This window comes from Ornithinimicrobium tianjinense, assembly GCF_014636495.1.
GTDB lineage: Bacteria > Actinomycetota > Actinomycetes > Actinomycetales > Dermatophilaceae > Ornithinicoccus > Ornithinicoccus tianjinensis.
This window is the reverse complement of record NZ_BMEM01000001.1, coordinates 1,358,287-1,373,095: the sequence shown is the minus strand read 5'-3', so window position 1 is coordinate 1,373,095 and position 14,809 is coordinate 1,358,287. Positions and strand designations below refer to the sequence as shown.

Below are 14,809 nucleotides of genomic sequence, written 5' to 3'. Positions count from 1 at the left end.
ATGGGAAGCTTCACGATCGGCCTGGACCTCGGGCAGCAGGACTTCACCGCGCTGGTGGTGGTCGAGCGGCTGCTCGTGCCGCCCGGCACGCTCACCGTGGAGGGCTTGCACCGGCTGGCCGGGCGCATGGTCCGCCCCGTCGAGGAGTACCACGTGGTGCACATGCAGCGCTGGCCGCTGGGCACCGCCTACCCCGACATCGTCAACGACGTCGGCCGCCTGACCCGCCGCCCGCCGCTGTCCACCGACGCGCTGCTCGTCGTGGACCGCACCGGGGTGGGCACCGCCGTGATGGACATGTTCCGCGAGGCCTGGCGCGACGGCCGCCTGGCCGGGGCGCACCAGCCCATCGGCGTCACCATCACGGGCGGCGAGCACGGCAACGGCTGGAACCTGCCGAAGGCCGACCTCATCAGCGCGGTCCAGACCACCCTCCAGAGCGGCCGCCTGCGGGTGGCGCCCGGCCCGCTGGTGGATGTGCTCCAGCGGGAGATGCTGGCGTTCCGCCAGAAGATCACCCCCAGCGGCCGCACGCAGTACGAGTCTCCACGCCGCGAGGGCGAGGGCCACGGCGACCTAGTCATGGCGCTGGCGCTGGCCCTGGCCGTGCCCAACACCATCCGCAAGCCGGACCTGATCGACCGGGAGGCGCCCGCCCCCGTCTCGTAGACCAGCGCGGCGGCTGGGGTTCTGGCCCCGGCCGTGAGCGCACCCAGCGCGGGCGGCCGACCGCCTACTAGGCCAGCCGCGCCCAGCGCCCCGCCCCCGGCAGTGGAAGCCGTGGGGCGGGGCGCTCGCTATGTCTGAGCGGCCGCTCGACGGCCTGGCGGACCAGCCGGGCACCGGCACACCGGCCAGCGGCTACGCCACGGATCAATCGGACGCGAGGACGGCTCTGAACATGCCGCACGGCCACGCCTTCCCGCACTCCTGACAGGGCGCGCCGGTTTCGAACGGCACGGGCCGGTGCTCCTGCACGATCTTGGCGTCACTCCTGGCCCACACCGCGTAGTCACCCCCTCGCCGCTCCCAGTCTGTGACGCGGGCGTGGGCCTTGTGCAGCCACCACGAGGCAGGCTGCCGCTCCTCGGTCACGGGGCCGGGCTCCTTACGGTGCCTCGCGGTTGCTCCTGCGGCGTCGGCCTGGGAGGTTCGGACCACCCCGTTTCCGGCGGGGGAATCTTCAGCGCGCCACGGCTTCGGATCTGGGTACCTGCAAGTTCGAGGAGCCTGCGAACGCGGCCTATCGAGTAGCCCGTCTCCTTGGCAAGCCCCCGGATCGTCCCCCCTGCCTCATAGAGATCGCGCAGGTCCTTGGCCAGGCGCACCTCGGTGCCCTTCGCGAGGCGAGCATGGGGCTCCATAACAGGGGCGAGGATCGGCCCGCCAGCGTACCCTCGGTGCACTCTTCCGCGCACTTCGGCTTCTGTGCTCTCATCACCCCAGACGGTCCAACCCTCTCTAGCATGGCGCGCAAAGAGTTCGAGATGAGGACCGGGGGAGCAAGCCTCGATCAGGTCGTACTGCTCGTCCGGCTTGCGGGAGTGCTCTCGCTTGCGCGTCTCGATGATGTTGACCTGCGAACGGGCTGGCTGAAGAGTGCGCATGGACCCGCGAACACCAAACAGAATGAGCTCGGTGGTGTTGCGGAAGTAGAACCCGACGCCTCGCCCGTCCGGCCCGCCGTCCTTACGTCGCTTGGCCCAGACGAGGTTGGAGATGTAGCGGAACCCCCACGCCTCCATCACGGCCAAGCCGTCGGGAAGCAAGGCGTTCGGCACCCACAGATACAGGTGGGCGTTCTTGGCCGCCACCTGCTCGACCTCCAGTGCCTTGATGGCCTCCAGGTCCATCGTGCTGTACCGGTCCAACCTGCGGTGCTCGGGCGCCACCTTGCCCGTGCGGTTCGCGAAGCGCCAGGGCGGATCGGCCAGGATCGTCTTGAAGCCGCCATCGACGGTTGGGAGTGGTGAGATAAGGTCGTTCGCACGTAGGGCGGGGGCGCTCATGGGAGCAGCCTAGCGAAAGTAGATCTTACTCCCGAAGATCTACTTCGGCGTGTCTCTACGAGCCGTCCCCTTCATCGAGACTCTTGGCCTCCTTGACCGGCGGCATCATGGCTTCTGCCTTCGTTCTCATGGCGTCGTGGACCGGCTTGGCGTCCGTCCATCGGTCGTGGGTGTCGCGCCAGTTCGCCTTGAAGTCGGCCGCTTCGGCCAACGCCTCCGCGACCTTCCGCACCAACTCGATCCCGGTGATGCGCTCAGGTTCGATGCCGATGAGAAGAAGAGGGCACTCGCCCCCGCCACCCAGATTGACCTTGGGCACGAGCTTCCCCCAGTGTGTCGTGCTCTGACCGTACTTCAGACCACCGTCCTTGCTGCGGATGGTGGGGCCGATCAGGCCCTGGAGGCCAGGGCCGCGCGTGACGATGACACCCACGGATATGGCTCCCTCGTGGTGGAGGGCCTGGAAGTTGATCAGGTCCCGGTCGAAGAACGGGTCCTTGTTGTTCCACTCCATCTCGACCGCGATGCCTGGCAGAGGCTGCTCATCGGAGCCTTTGCCGAACATGTCGATCTCATGACCGCGAGTGCGCGTAGTTCGCAGCGGGGTGCCGTCCAGGCCTACCGACTTGTCGATGGTGATGTTCTGCTTGCCCCAGACGGAACCAGCGTGCATGACGGCCAGCGAGGCATCGAAGCGGGCGACGAACACGGTCCGGCCCCCGCCGCCAGCACGCAGTTCATCCAGCGTCGGGTGAAAGCCTGCCAGCGCGCCCGTCAGGTCGGTGAAGCGATCCGGAAAGGAGTTCTTCAGGATCACGTCTGCGTACCGAGTCGCTCCATAGACGTACCCGCTTGGCCAGCCGTCGGTCGAGAGTTCCCGGACCTCCCCAGCGATGTCTACCGTGCCCTCTCCCTGTGGATCGTCCTGCGGGTCGATAGGCTCCGGCGCGTCCGTCATGCCCCGAGGGTAGGCCGCCGCCATGAAGAGTGAGGGGAGACTCACCGGGGCGATTGGGCGGCCCGGTTCGCCAGGTCCTGCCCCTACCCACACCCCGGCCGTGCCCCGACGCTAGGGGCACGCCACGCCGAACGGGGCACGATTGGGGCACGCGCAAACAGAAACCCCCTTTGCCCTGGCATCTTGCCTGGTCAGAGGGGGTTTCTACTGGTGGGCGATACTGGGTTTGAACCAGTGACCTCTTCCGTGTCAAGGAAGCGCGCTACCACTGCGCCAATCGCCCGGGGCCGGGTGCGGCCTGTACTACGAGGTGGCGACGGGATTTGAACCCGTGTAGACGGCTTTGCAGGCCGTTGCCTCGCCTCTCGGCCACGCCACCAAATGAGGCATCTCGGTGGTGCTGCCTCCGAGCGGACGACCGGCCTCGAACCGGCGACCTCAACCTTGGCAAGGTTGCGCTCTACCAACTGAGCTACGTCCGCCTGCGTCCCTCGACAGGTGCCCTTCCGGGCTGTCCCCGTGTCGGTGACGCGAGAGGAAACATTAGCCGACGGATCGGGGAGACACCAAATCGGGTCCCCGAGCCACGTGATCACCGTAGAATCGTGGCCTGGCGACATCGTGGTCCCACGCCCGTGCACCCCAACCCGGAAGGGACTCGATGGACGTCTGGCCCGGCGACGCCTACCCCCTCGGCGCGACCTACGACGGTCGCGGCGTGAACTTCGCCCTCTTCTCCGAGCACGCCACCGCGGTCGACCTGTGCCTGGTCGGCGACCGCGCCCAGGAGGTCGTCGTCCCGCTGACCGAGGTCGACGCCCACGTCTGGCACGGTTACATCCCGAACTGTCAGCCCGGGCAGCGCTACGGCTATCGCGTCCACGGTCCGTACGCACCGGAGCTCGGCCACCGGTTCAACCCGCACAAGCTGCTGCTCGACCCCTACGCCAAGGCGATCAGCGGGCAGATCCGCAACCACCAGGGCCTGTTCGGCTACGACTTCGGCGACCCGTTGTCCTTCAACACCGACGACTCGGCCCTGCACACGATGCTCTCCGTCGTCGTCAACCCCTTCTTCGACTGGGGGCACGACCGCCCGCCGCGGCACGCCTACGCCGACTCGGTCATCTACGAGGCGCACGTGCGCGGCCTGACCATGAACCACCCGGACGTCCCTCCGGAGATCCGCGGCACGTATGCCGGGGTCGCGCACCCCGCGGTGATCGACCACCTCACCACGCTGGGGGTGACCGCGCTGGAGCTGCTGCCCGTGCACCAGTTCGTCAACGACCCGCACCTGCAGGACAAGGGGCTGTCCAACTACTGGGGCTACAACACGATCGGCTTCCTGGCGCCGCACAACGCCTACTCCTCCTACGGCCACCGCGGGCAGCAGGTCACCGAGTTCAAGGCCATGGTCAAGGCCCTGCACGAGGCGGACATCGAGGTCATCCTCGACGTCGTCTACAACCACACCGCGGAGGGCAACCACCTGGGCCCGACGCTGTCGTTCCGAGGCATCGACAACGCCAGCTACTACCGCCTCGTCGACTCTGACCGGGCGCACTACTACGACACGACCGGCACCGGCAACAGCCTGCTGATGCGCAACCCGCACGTGCTGCAGCTGATCATGGACTCCCTGCGCTACTGGGTGACCGAGATGCACGTCGACGGCTTCCGCTTCGACCTCGCCGCCACCCTGGCCCGTCAGTTCCACGAGGTCGACAAGCTCTCGGCGTTCTTCGACCTGGTCCAGCAGGACCCGGTGGTCTCGCAGGTCAAGCTGATCGCCGAGCCCTGGGACCTCGGCGACGGCGGCTACCAGGTGGGCAACTTCCCGCCCCTGTGGACGGAGTGGAACGGCAAGTACCGCGACACCGTCCGCGACTTCTGGCGCGGCAAGCCCGCCACGCTGGGCGAGTTCGCGAGCCGGCTCACCGGCTCCTCCGACCTCTACGAGCACAGCGGCCGGCGCCCGATCGCGTCGGTCAACTTCATCACCGCCCACGACGGCTTCACCCTGCGTGACCTGGTGTCCTACAACGAGAAGCACAACAAGGCCAACGGCGAGGGCGGGCACGACGGCGAGTCCCACAACCGCTCCTGGAACCACGGCGTCGAGGGCCCGACCGACGACCCGGAGACCAACGCCCTGCGGCTGCGGCAGCAGAAGAACTTCCTGGCCACGCTCATCCTCAGCCAGGGGGTGCCCATGCTCCTGCACGGCGACGAGCTCGGCCGCACCCAGCTGGGCAACAACAACGTCTACTGCCAGGACAACGAGCTGGCATGGATGGACTGGGAGCTGGAGCCCGAGCAGCTCGAGCTGCTGGAGTTCACCAGCCGGCTGATCCGGCTGCGTCGCGAGCACCCGGCCTTCCGCCGGCGCCGCTTCTTCGCCGGCGACGCGGACCACGGCGGCCAGAGCGCGCTGGGCGACATCGTCTGGTACTCCCCTGCGGGCACCGAGATGCCGGCCGAGGACTGGCACCTGCGCGAGCAGGCGGTCACCGTCTTCCTCAACGGCGAGGCGATCCCGGACCGGGACCGCCGTGGCCGGGTGGTGACCGACGACCACTTCCTCCTGCTCTTCAACGGCCACCACGAGACGATCCCGTTCACGGTCCCGGACGGGATCGACACGACCACCTGGCGGGTCGTGGTGGACACCACGGGCGACGACATCGACGACAGCGTGCCGTGGGAGACCGGCTCGACGCACCTGATGCCGGGGCGCGCCGTCGTCGTCCTTCAGGCCACCCCGCAGCCGGAGCTCGGGGGCTGAGACCCGGCGCGGTCGGCGCTCACATCTGGGCCAGCCGCGCCTTCTCCGCCTCGACGTCGAAGTCCGCCTCGGGCCAGGTCAGGTCGAGCTCGCGCAGGTGCTCCAGGAGCAGCTGCTGGACGGCGAGACGCGCGTACCACTTCCGGTCGGCGGGCACGACATACCAGGGCGCGGCGTCGGTGCTGCACCGCTCGAGCAGGGCCTGGTAGGCCTCCTGGTAGTCGTCCCAGTGCGCCCGCTCGTCGAGGTCGCCGGGGTTGTACTTCCAGTGCTTGTCGGGCCGGTCCAGACGCTCCTGCAGCCGGGCCTTCTGCTCGTCCGCCGAGATGTGCGTCATCACCTTGATGACGGTCACCTCGTCCTCGACCAGACCCTGCTCGAACGCGTTGATCTGGGCGTAGCGGCGGCTCCACTGCGCCCTCGGCACGAGGTCGTGCACACGCACGATGAGCACGTCCTCGTAGTGGCTGCGGTCGAAGACACCGATCATCCCCGGGTCGGGCAGCGCCCGGCGGATGCGCCACAGGAAGGGGTGCTTCTTCTCCTCCGCGGTCGGCGCCTTGAAGGCCGTCAGCTGCACCCCCTGCGGGTCCACGGACCCGACCACGTGACGCATGATCCCGCCCTTGCCCGAGGTGTCCATGCCCTGGATCACCAGCAGCACGCGGCGTCGCGCGCCTGCCTTGCTCATGGCGTAGAGCTGCTCCTGCAGCGTGTCCATCTCCTCGTCGGCAGCGAGCAGCGCCTCCTGGCCCGCCACCTTGTCGCCGGTGAACCCCGGGGTCGACCGCGGGTCCAGCTCCGCGAGCACGAACCCGTCGCCCACCCGCAGCGCGTCGCGGAACGATCCGCCACGCGGCCCCTTGCTCTTCTTGTCCTTCTTCGCCATCGGGCCATCGTGGCACGTCGGCCGCCCGGGCGCCGGAAAGGTGAGCCAGGATGGGCCCGTGACGCGCACCGGATCCGGCCCCCTCTCCCCCGACGACCTCGCCGCCTGGTATGCCGTGCCGCCCGACCGCGCGGACGGCACCTGGGTGCGGGCCAGCTTCATCACCACGCTCGACGGGCGCGCGACCGGGCCGGACGACGTGAGCGGCAGCCTCAACGCCGGGTCGGAGGGCGACCACGCCGTCTTCGAGCATCTGCGTGACTGGGCCGACGTCGTGGTCGTCGGCGCGGGGACGGTGCGCAAGGAGAGGTACGGCGCGCTCCAGGGGACGCCGCTCGCCGTCGTGTCGACCCGTCCCGAACCGCCGCGGTCCGTGCTCGAGCTCCAGGCCGGCGGGGGCGAGGTGGTGCTGATCTCCGGGCACGGCGACCGGGTCAGCGCGGCGCAGGTGCTGGCCGCGCTGCACCAGCGCGGGTGGCACCGCATCGTCGTCGAGGGCGGGCCGACCCTCTTCGGCACGTGGCTGCAGGAGTGCCTCGTGGACGAGCTGTGCGTCACGGTGCGCCCCGTGCTGGCCGGCGGCGACGGGCCCTTCCTCGTCCCGACGACGGTCACCTTCGGGCGTCTCGTCGGCGAGCCCACGCACCTGCTCACGTGGGCCGGCGACGTTTTGGTGCGGACGCGACTGCGTCAGGGCACGGCGTAGTCGCTGTCCCGCGCGTCGGTGACGAGCATGTGGCCGGGCGCGTGCGTGATCGCCAGGCCCGGCCGGGACTCCATCACCATGGCCTGCGGCGTGACCCCGCACGCCCAGAAGACGGGCACGTCGCCGTCCTCGACCACCGGTGGATCGCCGAAGTCGGGCCGGTCGAGGTCGACGATCCCCAGGCCCGCGGGGTCGCCCACGTGCACGGGCGCCCCGTGGACCGCCGGGTAGCGGGAGGAGACCCGCACCGCGTCCGCGACCCGGTCCGCCGGCACCGCCCGCATCGACACGACGAGCGGACCGCTGAGCCGCCCGGCGTCCCGGCACCGCGTGGTGGTGCGGTACATCGGGACGTTGCGGCCGGCCTCCTGGTGGCGCACCGGCACCCCGGCGGCCGCCATCGGGTGCTCGAAGGTGAAGGAGCAGCCGATGAGGAAGGCCACCAGGTCCTCGCGCCACACGCTGCGCGCGTCGGCGACCTCCTCGACCAGCTCTCCGTCGCGGTAGACGCGGTAGAGCGGCGCATCGGTCCGCACGTCCGCTCCCTCGCCCAGGATGCCGCCGCCGAACCGGCCGGGCTCGAGCACGTCGAGGACGGGACAGGGCTTGGGGTTGCGCTGGGCGAAGAGGAGCATGTCGAAGGCAAGGTCGCGGGGCACGGCGATGAGGTTGGCCTGGGTGAACCCCTGGCACCAGCCCGACGTGGGGGCGACCAGGCCGCCGGCGAACAACCGCCGCGCCTCGCGGGGGGCCAGGCCTGCGGGGTCGATCGGCAGCTCGGTCGTCCCTCGACCGGTCCCCGCGCTCACGGCCGCCACCCCAGGCTCTCCCACCGGAACCAGACGACCTGTCCGGGCGTGAGCTGGGCGGCACGGTCCATGGAGGACCCACGGACCACGCCCACGACGGGATAGCCGCCGGTGACCGGATGGTCGTTGAGGAAGACGACCGGCTCGCCGTCGGGAGGCACCTGGACGGCCCCGCGCACCATCCCCTCGCTGGGCAGCTCGGCGTCCTGGCGCGCAGGCGTCCGCTCGAGACGGGATCCCTTGCCCTGCAACCTGATCCCCTTCCGGTCGCTGCGGTCGGACACGACCCAGGCGGTGCTCGACAGCACCTCGGGGTCCGCGAACCAGTCCTGCCTGGGGCCCGGGGTCACGACGAGCACCACCTCGCCCCCCGTCGGGGCGGGCACGGGGGCCACGTCCACGTTGGGCCAGTCCCTGGTCCGCTCGCCCACCGGCACGACGTCACCGGCCGCCAGCGGTGGTGGCCCGAGACCCGACATCGTGTCGGTCGCGCAGGAGCCGAGCACGGGCTCCGGGACCAGGCCGCCGCGCACCGAGAGGTAGGCGCGCAGCCCCGCCGACGCCATACCGAGGGAGATCTCCTCGCCGTCGCGCACGTGCACGGGCGCGGCGTGGGCAGCCCGATGCCCCCCGACGGTCAGCGGCGCGGTCGCGCCGGTGACGCACACGAGCAGGTCGCCGCGGGCCCGGGCCCGCAGCCCGCCGAGCGTCACCTCGACCGCTGCCGCGTCCTCGGCGTTGCCGAGCAGTCGCGCACCGAGCCGGTATGCCGCGCGGTCCGCCGCTCCCGAACGTCCGACGCCGACCGCCAGCTGGCCCAGGCGCCCCGGGTCCTGGAGCAGGGACTGCACGCCGGGGTCGAGGATCTCCAGGGCGCGGCTCATGACGCCTCCACGAAGCGCACGACGGCGCCGGGTCGCAGGAGGGCGGGGTGCTCGCGGTCGGCGTCCCACAGCACGGCGTCGGTGGTGCCGAGCAGCTGCCAGCCGCCCGGCGACTCGCGCGGGTAGATCCCCGAGAACTCGCCCGCGAGACCGACCGCCCCGGCCGGCACCTTCGTGCGGGGCGTCGAGCGGCGCGGGACCAGGAGGCGAGGGTCGCCGCCCACGAGGTAGGCGAAGCCCGGCGCGAACCCGCCGAAGCCGACCTGCCACGGGGTCTGCGTGTGCGCGGCGACGACCTCCTCGGGCGTCATCCCGGTGAGCCCGGCGACGTCCTCGAGGTCGGGTCCGTCGTAGCGCACGACGATCTCCACCTCCTCGGGGGCGTGCTGCGCCACATGGTCCCCGGCCGCGGCCGTGTCGAGGTGCCGCAGCTCCCCGGCCAGGGCGGCGAGGTCCGCCCCAGGGGTGGTCACGACGAGCACGGTCCGCGCGGCCGGGACGAGCTCGGCGACCTGGGCCCAGGCGCCCTCACCGGTCTCGACCAGGTCCGCGAGGAGCGTGCGCAGCCGCAGCACGGACGCGATGTCCTCCGTCTCGACGAGGATCGCCTCCTCCCCCATCGGGAGCAGCCGCATCGGCACGTCACCCATCAGGCCGGGTCCGCCGAGGGTCCAGTCCCGACGAACGGGGTGATCGCCACCCCGGCCGCGGTCAGGGCCTGTCGCACGGCGCCCGCCATCTGGACGGCGCCCGGGCTGTCGCCGTGGGTGCACACGGAGTCGGCTCCGAGCTCGAGCTCGGTGCCGTCCACGGCCGTGAGCCGCCTCTCGGTCACCAGCCGCACCACCCGCGCGGCCACCTCCTCGGGGTCGTGCAGCACCGAGCCCGGCTGCTGGCGGGACACGAGTCGCCCCTCGGGGGTGTAGGCCCGGTCGGCGAACGCCTCCCGCACCGTGCGCAGACCCCGCTCCTCGGCGACCCGCAGGAGCGCCGAGCCCGGCAGCCCCAGAAGGGGGAGCGACGCGTCATACTCCACGACCGCGTCGACCACGGCACGCGCCTGACGCTCGTCCACCGCTGCGGTGTTGTAGAGGGCACCGTGCGGCTTGACGTAGCGGACGCGGGTGCCGGCGACCCGGCAGAGGCCGTCGAGCGCCCCGATCTGGTAGAGCACGTCGGCGGTCAGCTCGGCCGAGGGCATGTCGATGCTCCACCGGCCGAACCCTGCCAGGTGGTTGTAGCCGACCTGGGCACCCACGACCACGCCGCGCGCCGCGGCCTGCTCGCAGGTGCGCCGCAGCGTGAGGGCGTCCCCGGCATGGAAGCCGCACGCCACGTTGGCCGAGGTGACGATGCCGAGCATCGCCTCGTCGTCACCCAGCCGCCAGGTGCCGTAGGACTCGCCGAGGTCGGCGTTGAGGTCGACGTGCGCGGTGCTCATGACCTCATCCTGCCCACAGGGCCTGCAGCCCCTCCAGCGACTTGTAGCCGAGGAAGAGGGTGAGCAGCCAGGCCAGCACACCCGCGACCAGCAACCAGCGCGGGTAGGCGTAGCCCTGGAGCAGGTCGCGCCGGCGCCACGCCGCCCAGAGCACCACCGTGAAGCCGATCGGCAGGATCAGGCCGTTGAAGCCTCCGGCGAAGATCAGCAGCGGGACCGGCGCCTTGCCGAGGGTCAGGAAGAGGACCAGGCAGAGCAGGATGAAGCCGACGGTGAGCAGCGAGCGGGTGCGCTGCGACGACTTCTGCGTCGTCAGGAAGCTCACGGTGGTGTAGCTCGCGCCGATCACCGAGGTGATGGCCGCCGCCCACAGGATGACGCCGAACATCCGCAGCCCGATCTCGCCCGCAGCCTGCTCGAAGGCGCTGGCCGCCGGGTTGGCCGGGTCGAGGGTGGCACCTCCGGCCACGACGCCCAGGATCGCCAGGAACAGGATCGCGCGCATGACCCCGGTGACCAGGATGCCGATCATCGAGCCGCTGGAGATGGCGCGGGCGTTCTCCGGCCCGGTGGTGCCGGACTCGATGAGACGGTGGGCACCGGCGTAGGTGATGTAGCCGCCGACGGTCCCGCCGATGAGCGTGGTGATGGCCAGCCACTGGATCGTCTCGGGCGCGACCGAGTTGACCAGGGCCTCACCCACCGGCGGCCGGCTCGTGATCGCGACGAAGGTGGTCAGGGCGATCATGACCACGCCGAGGACGACCACGATGCGGTCCAGGGCCAGACCGGCGCGCTTGGACAGGAAGATGGCGATCGCGATCGCGCAGGACACGACGCCGCCGATCTTCGGGTCCAGGCCCATCATGGCGTCGGTGCCGAGCCCGGTGCCGGCGATGTTGCCGATGTTGAAGACGAGCCCGCCCACCAGGATGAGCGCGGCGAGGACCCACCCGAGGCCGGGAGCGATGCGGTTGGCCAGCTCGTTGGCGCGCAGCCCCGAGACGCCGACGACCCGCCAGACGTTCATCTGGATGGCGATGTCCACGAGGATCGAGACCAGGATCGCGAAGGCGAAGGCCGCCCCGAGCTCCACCGTGAAGTTGGTGGTCTGGGTGATGAAGCCAGGACCGATGGCCGAGGTGGCCATGAGGAACATCGCGCCGAGCAGGGCGCTGCGCCTGCTCGCCCGGGGCGTCTGGGTGCGCGGATCGGTGGCCGTGGCGTCGTCCATAGGGGTCTCCCGTCAGGGTGCGGTGAGCATGATGGCGGACAACGTACTGGCTGTTGAACAATCTGACAATCCCCCAGTCTCAAGCCTCGGGGTGTACGGTCCGACGCATGAGTCGCTCCCTCCGAGAGGCCCTGACGCGGATCGACGTGGCGCCGCTGCGCAGACCGACGGCGGCGGAGTCGGTGCGCTCGGCCCTGCGTCAGCAGATCGTGGACGGGCACCTCCGCCCCGGGACACGGCTGGTCGAGGAGACCATCGGCTCCGCGCTCGGCTTCTCGCGCAACACCGTCCGCGAGGCCCTCGCGCTCCTGGCGGCGGAGCGACTCGTCGTCCGCGAGACCCACCGCGGCGTCGTCGTCGCGACCCTCTCGTCCGAGGACGTGCGGGACCTGTATGCCGCGCGCCGGGTGATCGAGCCCGCCGCGCTGCGGCGCGGGCCGGGGCTGGACGTCGCAGCGCTGGAGGGGCTGCGCGAGGCGGTCACGCTCGGTCAGGACGCCGCCCGCGGGGAGGACGTCCAGGGGATGGTCTCGGCCAACCAGCTCTTCCACCGCCGGGTCAGCGCGCTCTCGGGCAGCTCGCGCGTGCAGGAGCTGATGGAGGACATGCTGGCCGAGATGCGCCTGGTCTTCGACGTGATGACGGCCGACCGCACCTTCCACCCGGACTTCCTGCACCGCAACGGCCAGATCGTCGCGCTCCTGGAGGCCGGTGACCGTGACGGCGCGGCGGAGGCGATGCTCGCCTACCTGCACGACGCCGAGGTGCGGCTGCTCTCTGCCCCCGTCTGGGACGACCGGGACTGAGCCGAGCCACCGGCCCGCCGGGACTCAGCGCAGGAACGAGGCGACCAGGTCCTCCCAGAGGCTGGGGTTGGTGTTCCACTCCTGGCAGTGCCGCGCCTGCGGCCACACGTAGGTGTGGACCAGACCCGGGCGGCGCCGGGCCAGGTCGAGGGAGGGCGCGAAGGGGACGGTCTCGTCGGTGGCCGAGTGGATGATGAACATCCGGTGGGCCACCTCGTCGGCCCGGTCGACCCAGTTGGTCGCGGCCACGTCGACGGGCTCGGCGATCCTCAGCAGGTGGCGCGAGGCCCGGCTGCGCATCAGCCGGCGGGCGAGGTGGTCCAGGGGGCGCGGGATGTGGTTGAGGTCCGCCTGGTGGGCCAGGACCGACCCCCAGTCGATGACCGGCCCGTCCAGGAAGACCCGGTGCACGCGGTGCGCCACGTCGGAGCGGTTGAGCGCCTGCAGCACGATCGCCCCACCCATCGACCAGCCGACGAGCACCAGCCGCCGGGCTCCGTGCGCGAGGGCGTAGCGCATGGCGGCGTCCACGTCCCGCCACTCCGACAGACCCAGGCTGTAGCGGCCGTCCTCGCTCGGCGGTGCCCCGATGTCGTTGCGGTACATCGGGACCAGGCAGGTCATGCCGAGCCGGTGCAGGACGGGTATGGCGCGCAGCGTCTCCTCGCGCATCGCGCTGCGGCCGTGGACGAGGATCGCCCAGTCGCCCCGGCCCACGCCCTCGCGCGGCGGGACCCGCCAGGTCGGCAGGTCGCCGACGTCGGAGGTCACCACGATGTCCTCGTGGTCCAGCCCCAGCGCGGACGACGGTGTGCCGCAGTAGAAGTACTTGTTCCACCGTGCTGACCCGGGCGCCAGCTCACCGATGTCGATTCCGAGCAGCTCGCGGGTCACCGTCGCGGTACGCCCCGCGCCCTCCGTGGTCAGGACGTCACCCAGGCGCGCGTGCCCCGCGCCGCCGTCCAACCACAGCCCGTAGCGTCCCCGAGCCGTGGTGTCAGGGGTGGCGCGCACCGTCACGGTGGCGTCCGTGACGGACAGGACGGTGACGTCGTCCTTCTTCTCGTGCTCGGGGGTGATGATCCGGTGCGCGAAGTAGGTGGCGGTGCCCATGGAGACCGCGCCGCCGAGGACCGCACCACCGGCGACGGCCACCCCGGCGACGGCGGTCCGGCGCACGGGCGTGGTGCTCTGCGTCATCCCCGCACCCCCAGCACCTCGGAGAGGTCGTGGTCGGTGGGCAGCTCCAGCTGGTCGTAGGTGCAGCTGCGCGGGTCGCGGTCCGGCCGCCAGCGCACGAAGTGCGCCGTGTGCCGGAACCGGGCCCCCTCCATGTAGTCGTAGCGCACCTCCACCACGCGCTCGGGGCGCAGCGGCACGAACGAGAGGTCCTTCCCGGCGTTCCAGCGGGAGCCGGCGTTCTTCTGCGGCGTCCGCTCGCCGTCGAGCTGGGCCGCCCAGTCCCAGGGGTGACCCTCGAGGGTGGTGACGAGCGGCTGCAGCTCGGTCAGCAGCTCCCGCCGCCGCGCCATCGTGAAGGAGGCGGCCACCCCCACGCTGGCCAGCACTCCCCGGTCGTCGTAGAGCCCCAGGAGCAGCGACCCGACCGCGTCGTCGCCGCTCTTGTGCAGGCGGTAGCCGGCCACCACGCAGTCGGCCGTGCGCTCGTGCTTGAGCTTGGTCAGCACCCGCTTGTCCGGCTGGTAGGTGTCCTGGGGGTCCTTGGCGATGAGGCCGTCCAGACCCGCGCCCTCGAAGTCGCGGAACCACCGCATCGCCACGTCGAGGTCGTCGGTGATGGGCGAGAGGTGGACCGTCCCGCCCACTCCGCTCGCCCGGTGCTGGCCGAGCACCTCCTCCAGGCGCGCCCGGCGCGCCGCGAACGGCATACCGGTCAGGTCCTCGTCCCCGAGAGCGAGGAGGTCGAAGGCGACGAAGGCCGCCGGGGTCTGCTCCGCGAGCAACCGCACGCGCGAGTCCGCCGGGTGGATGCGCTGCTGGAGGGCCTCGAAGTCGAGCCTCTCGCCGTCGGGCGTGGCCACCACGATCTCCCCGTCGACCACGCACCGCTCCGGCAGGTCCCGGCGCACCGCCTCGACGAGCTCGGGGAAGTAGCGGGTGAGCGGCTTCTCGTTGCGGCTGCCGAGCTCGACCTCATCGCCGTCACGGAAGACGATCGAGCGGAAGCCGTCCCACTTGGGATCGTAGAGCCACCCGGCGGGCAGCGTCTTCAGCGGCTTGGCGAGCATCGGCGCCACCGGAGGCATGACGGGCAGGTCCACGTC

General features: G+C 71.1%; 15 protein-coding genes and 3 tRNA genes. 5 read left to right on the top strand and 13 right to left on the bottom strand.

The features are described 5' to 3' along the window. Positions 1–669 (top strand): hypothetical protein, encoded by a 669-nt coding sequence (locus IEV65_RS06370; protein ID WP_188428848.1) that lies wholly within the window; start codon positions 1–3, stop codon positions 667–669. Positions 670–799: 130 nt separating this feature from the next. Then, entirely contained in the window at positions 800–934 is a 135-nt protein-coding gene (locus IEV65_RS15845) for a hypothetical protein (RefSeq protein ID WP_268235333.1), read from the top strand. A 157-nt stretch (positions 935–1,091) separates the two neighbouring features. Here IEV65_RS15845 and IEV65_RS06365 read toward each other — a convergent pair whose 3' ends face one another. From IEV65_RS06365 to IEV65_RS06345, 5 genes are all read right to left on the bottom strand, one after another. After that, complete coding sequence (locus IEV65_RS06365; protein WP_188428846.1) at positions 1,092–2,009, bottom strand: MT-A70 family methyltransferase; 918 nt, start codon at positions 2,007–2,009, stop codon at positions 1,092–1,094. Positions 2,010–2,064: 55 nt separating this feature from the next. Continuing rightward, a complete protein-coding gene (locus IEV65_RS06360) occupies positions 2,065–2,967 on the bottom strand; it encodes a BglII/BstYI family type II restriction endonuclease (protein ID WP_188428845.1) in 903 nt (300 codons plus the stop codon). A 208-nt stretch (positions 2,968–3,175) separates the two neighbouring features. After that, a tRNA-Val gene (locus IEV65_RS06355) sits at positions 3,176–3,250 on the bottom strand. A 25-nt stretch (positions 3,251–3,275) separates the two neighbouring features. Further along, positions 3,276–3,346 (bottom strand) — tRNA-Cys (locus IEV65_RS06350). Between the two features lie 30 nt (positions 3,347–3,376). Then, positions 3,377–3,449: transfer RNA gene (locus IEV65_RS06345), tRNA-Gly, on the bottom strand. Between the two features lie 179 nt (positions 3,450–3,628). Between IEV65_RS06345 and glgX the strand changes: the two genes are divergently transcribed. Continuing rightward, the gene (gene glgX / locus IEV65_RS06340) at positions 3,629–5,755 is read left to right on the top strand and encodes a glycogen debranching protein GlgX (RefSeq protein ID WP_188428843.1); all 2,127 of its coding nucleotides are present in this window, start codon (positions 3,629–3,631) and stop codon (positions 5,753–5,755) included. Between the two features lie 19 nt (positions 5,756–5,774). Here the strand turns inward: glgX and IEV65_RS06335 are convergent, their stop codons facing one another. After that, the gene (locus tag IEV65_RS06335; RefSeq protein ID WP_188428841.1) at positions 5,775–6,644 is read right to left on the bottom strand and encodes a polyphosphate kinase 2 family protein; all 870 of its coding nucleotides are present in this window, start codon (positions 6,642–6,644) and stop codon (positions 5,775–5,777) included. Positions 6,645–6,702: 58 nt separating this feature from the next. Here IEV65_RS06335 and IEV65_RS06330 point away from each other — a divergent pair, with 58 nt between their 5' ends. Continuing rightward, positions 6,703–7,350, top strand: coding sequence for a dihydrofolate reductase family protein (locus tag IEV65_RS06330; RefSeq protein ID WP_188428839.1), 648 nt, complete (start codon positions 6,703–6,705; stop codon positions 7,348–7,350). Here the strand turns inward: IEV65_RS06330 and IEV65_RS06325 are convergent. The 5 genes from IEV65_RS06325 to IEV65_RS06305 are packed head-to-tail and all read right to left on the bottom strand — an operon-like array spanning position 7,335 to position 11,718. Beyond that, entirely contained in the window at positions 7,335–8,159 is an 825-nt protein-coding gene (locus IEV65_RS06325; protein ID WP_229734958.1) for a putative hydro-lyase, read from the bottom strand. The genes IEV65_RS06330 and IEV65_RS06325 overlap by 16 nt on opposite strands. Beyond that, entirely contained in the window at positions 8,156–9,043 is an 888-nt protein-coding gene (locus IEV65_RS06320; protein ID WP_188428837.1) for a 5-oxoprolinase subunit C family protein, read from the bottom strand. The genes IEV65_RS06325 and IEV65_RS06320 overlap by 4 nt, the downstream gene beginning before the upstream one ends. Then, entirely contained in the window at positions 9,040–9,693 is a 654-nt protein-coding gene (locus tag IEV65_RS06315) for a 5-oxoprolinase subunit B family protein (protein WP_229734957.1), read from the bottom strand. Before IEV65_RS06315 ends, IEV65_RS06320 begins: the two co-directional genes overlap by 4 nt. Then, positions 9,693–10,484, bottom strand: a complete 792-nt coding sequence (locus IEV65_RS06310; RefSeq protein WP_188428835.1) for a LamB/YcsF family protein — start codon at positions 10,482–10,484, stop codon at positions 9,693–9,695. The genes IEV65_RS06315 and IEV65_RS06310 overlap by 1 nt, the downstream gene beginning before the upstream one ends. A gap of 4 nt (positions 10,485–10,488) precedes the next feature. Continuing rightward, a complete protein-coding gene (locus IEV65_RS06305; RefSeq protein WP_188428833.1) occupies positions 10,489–11,718 on the bottom strand; it encodes an NRAMP family divalent metal transporter in 1,230 nt (409 codons plus the stop codon). Between the two features lie 107 nt (positions 11,719–11,825). On the opposite strand from IEV65_RS06305, the gene IEV65_RS06300 reads away from it, so the two are divergent. Further along, complete coding sequence (locus IEV65_RS06300; protein WP_188428831.1) at positions 11,826–12,524, top strand: GntR family transcriptional regulator; 699 nt, start codon at positions 11,826–11,828, stop codon at positions 12,522–12,524. A 24-nt stretch (positions 12,525–12,548) separates the two neighbouring features. Here IEV65_RS06300 and IEV65_RS06295 read toward each other — a convergent pair whose 3' ends face one another. Together IEV65_RS06295 and IEV65_RS06290 are read right to left on the bottom strand one after the other, a co-directional pair. Continuing rightward, positions 12,549–13,724, bottom strand: coding sequence for an alpha/beta hydrolase family protein (locus tag IEV65_RS06295; RefSeq protein WP_188428830.1), 1,176 nt, complete (start codon positions 13,722–13,724; stop codon positions 12,549–12,551). Further along, complete coding sequence (locus IEV65_RS06290; protein WP_188428828.1) at positions 13,721–14,806, bottom strand: ATP-dependent DNA ligase; 1,086 nt, start codon at positions 14,804–14,806, stop codon at positions 13,721–13,723. Before IEV65_RS06290 ends, IEV65_RS06295 begins: the two co-directional genes overlap by 4 nt. Positions 14,807–14,809: the final 3 nt, after the last annotated feature.

Coding starts and splice junctions, on each gene's coding strand:
- IEV65_RS06365 (WP_188428846.1), bottom strand. CDS start 2,009: ATGAGCGCCCCCGCCCTACGTGCGAACGACCTTATCTCACCACTCCCA.
- IEV65_RS06315 (WP_229734957.1), bottom strand. CDS start 9,693: ATGGGTGACGTGCCGATGCGGCTGCTCCCGATGGGGGAGGAGGCGATC.
- IEV65_RS06370 (WP_188428848.1), top strand. CDS start 1: ATGGGAAGCTTCACGATCGGCCTGGACCTCGGGCAGCAGGACTTCACC.
- IEV65_RS06300 (WP_188428831.1), top strand. CDS start 11,826: ATGAGTCGCTCCCTCCGAGAGGCCCTGACGCGGATCGACGTGGCGCCG.
- IEV65_RS06305 (WP_188428833.1), bottom strand. CDS start 11,718: ATGGACGACGCCACGGCCACCGATCCGCGCACCCAGACGCCCCGGGCG.
- IEV65_RS06295 (WP_188428830.1), bottom strand. CDS start 13,724: ATGACGCAGAGCACCACGCCCGTGCGCCGGACCGCCGTCGCCGGGGTG.
- IEV65_RS15845 (WP_268235333.1), top strand. CDS start 800: ATGTCTGAGCGGCCGCTCGACGGCCTGGCGGACCAGCCGGGCACCGGC.
- IEV65_RS06310 (WP_188428835.1), bottom strand. CDS start 10,484: ATGAGCACCGCGCACGTCGACCTCAACGCCGACCTCGGCGAGTCCTAC.
- IEV65_RS06320 (WP_188428837.1), bottom strand. CDS start 9,043: ATGAGCCGCGCCCTGGAGATCCTCGACCCCGGCGTGCAGTCCCTGCTC.
- IEV65_RS06360 (WP_188428845.1), bottom strand. CDS start 2,967: ATGACGGACGCGCCGGAGCCTATCGACCCGCAGGACGATCCACAGGGA.
- IEV65_RS06335 (WP_188428841.1), bottom strand. CDS start 6,644: ATGGCGAAGAAGGACAAGAAGAGCAAGGGGCCGCGTGGCGGATCGTTC.
- glgX (WP_188428843.1), top strand. CDS start 3,629: ATGGACGTCTGGCCCGGCGACGCCTACCCCCTCGGCGCGACCTACGAC.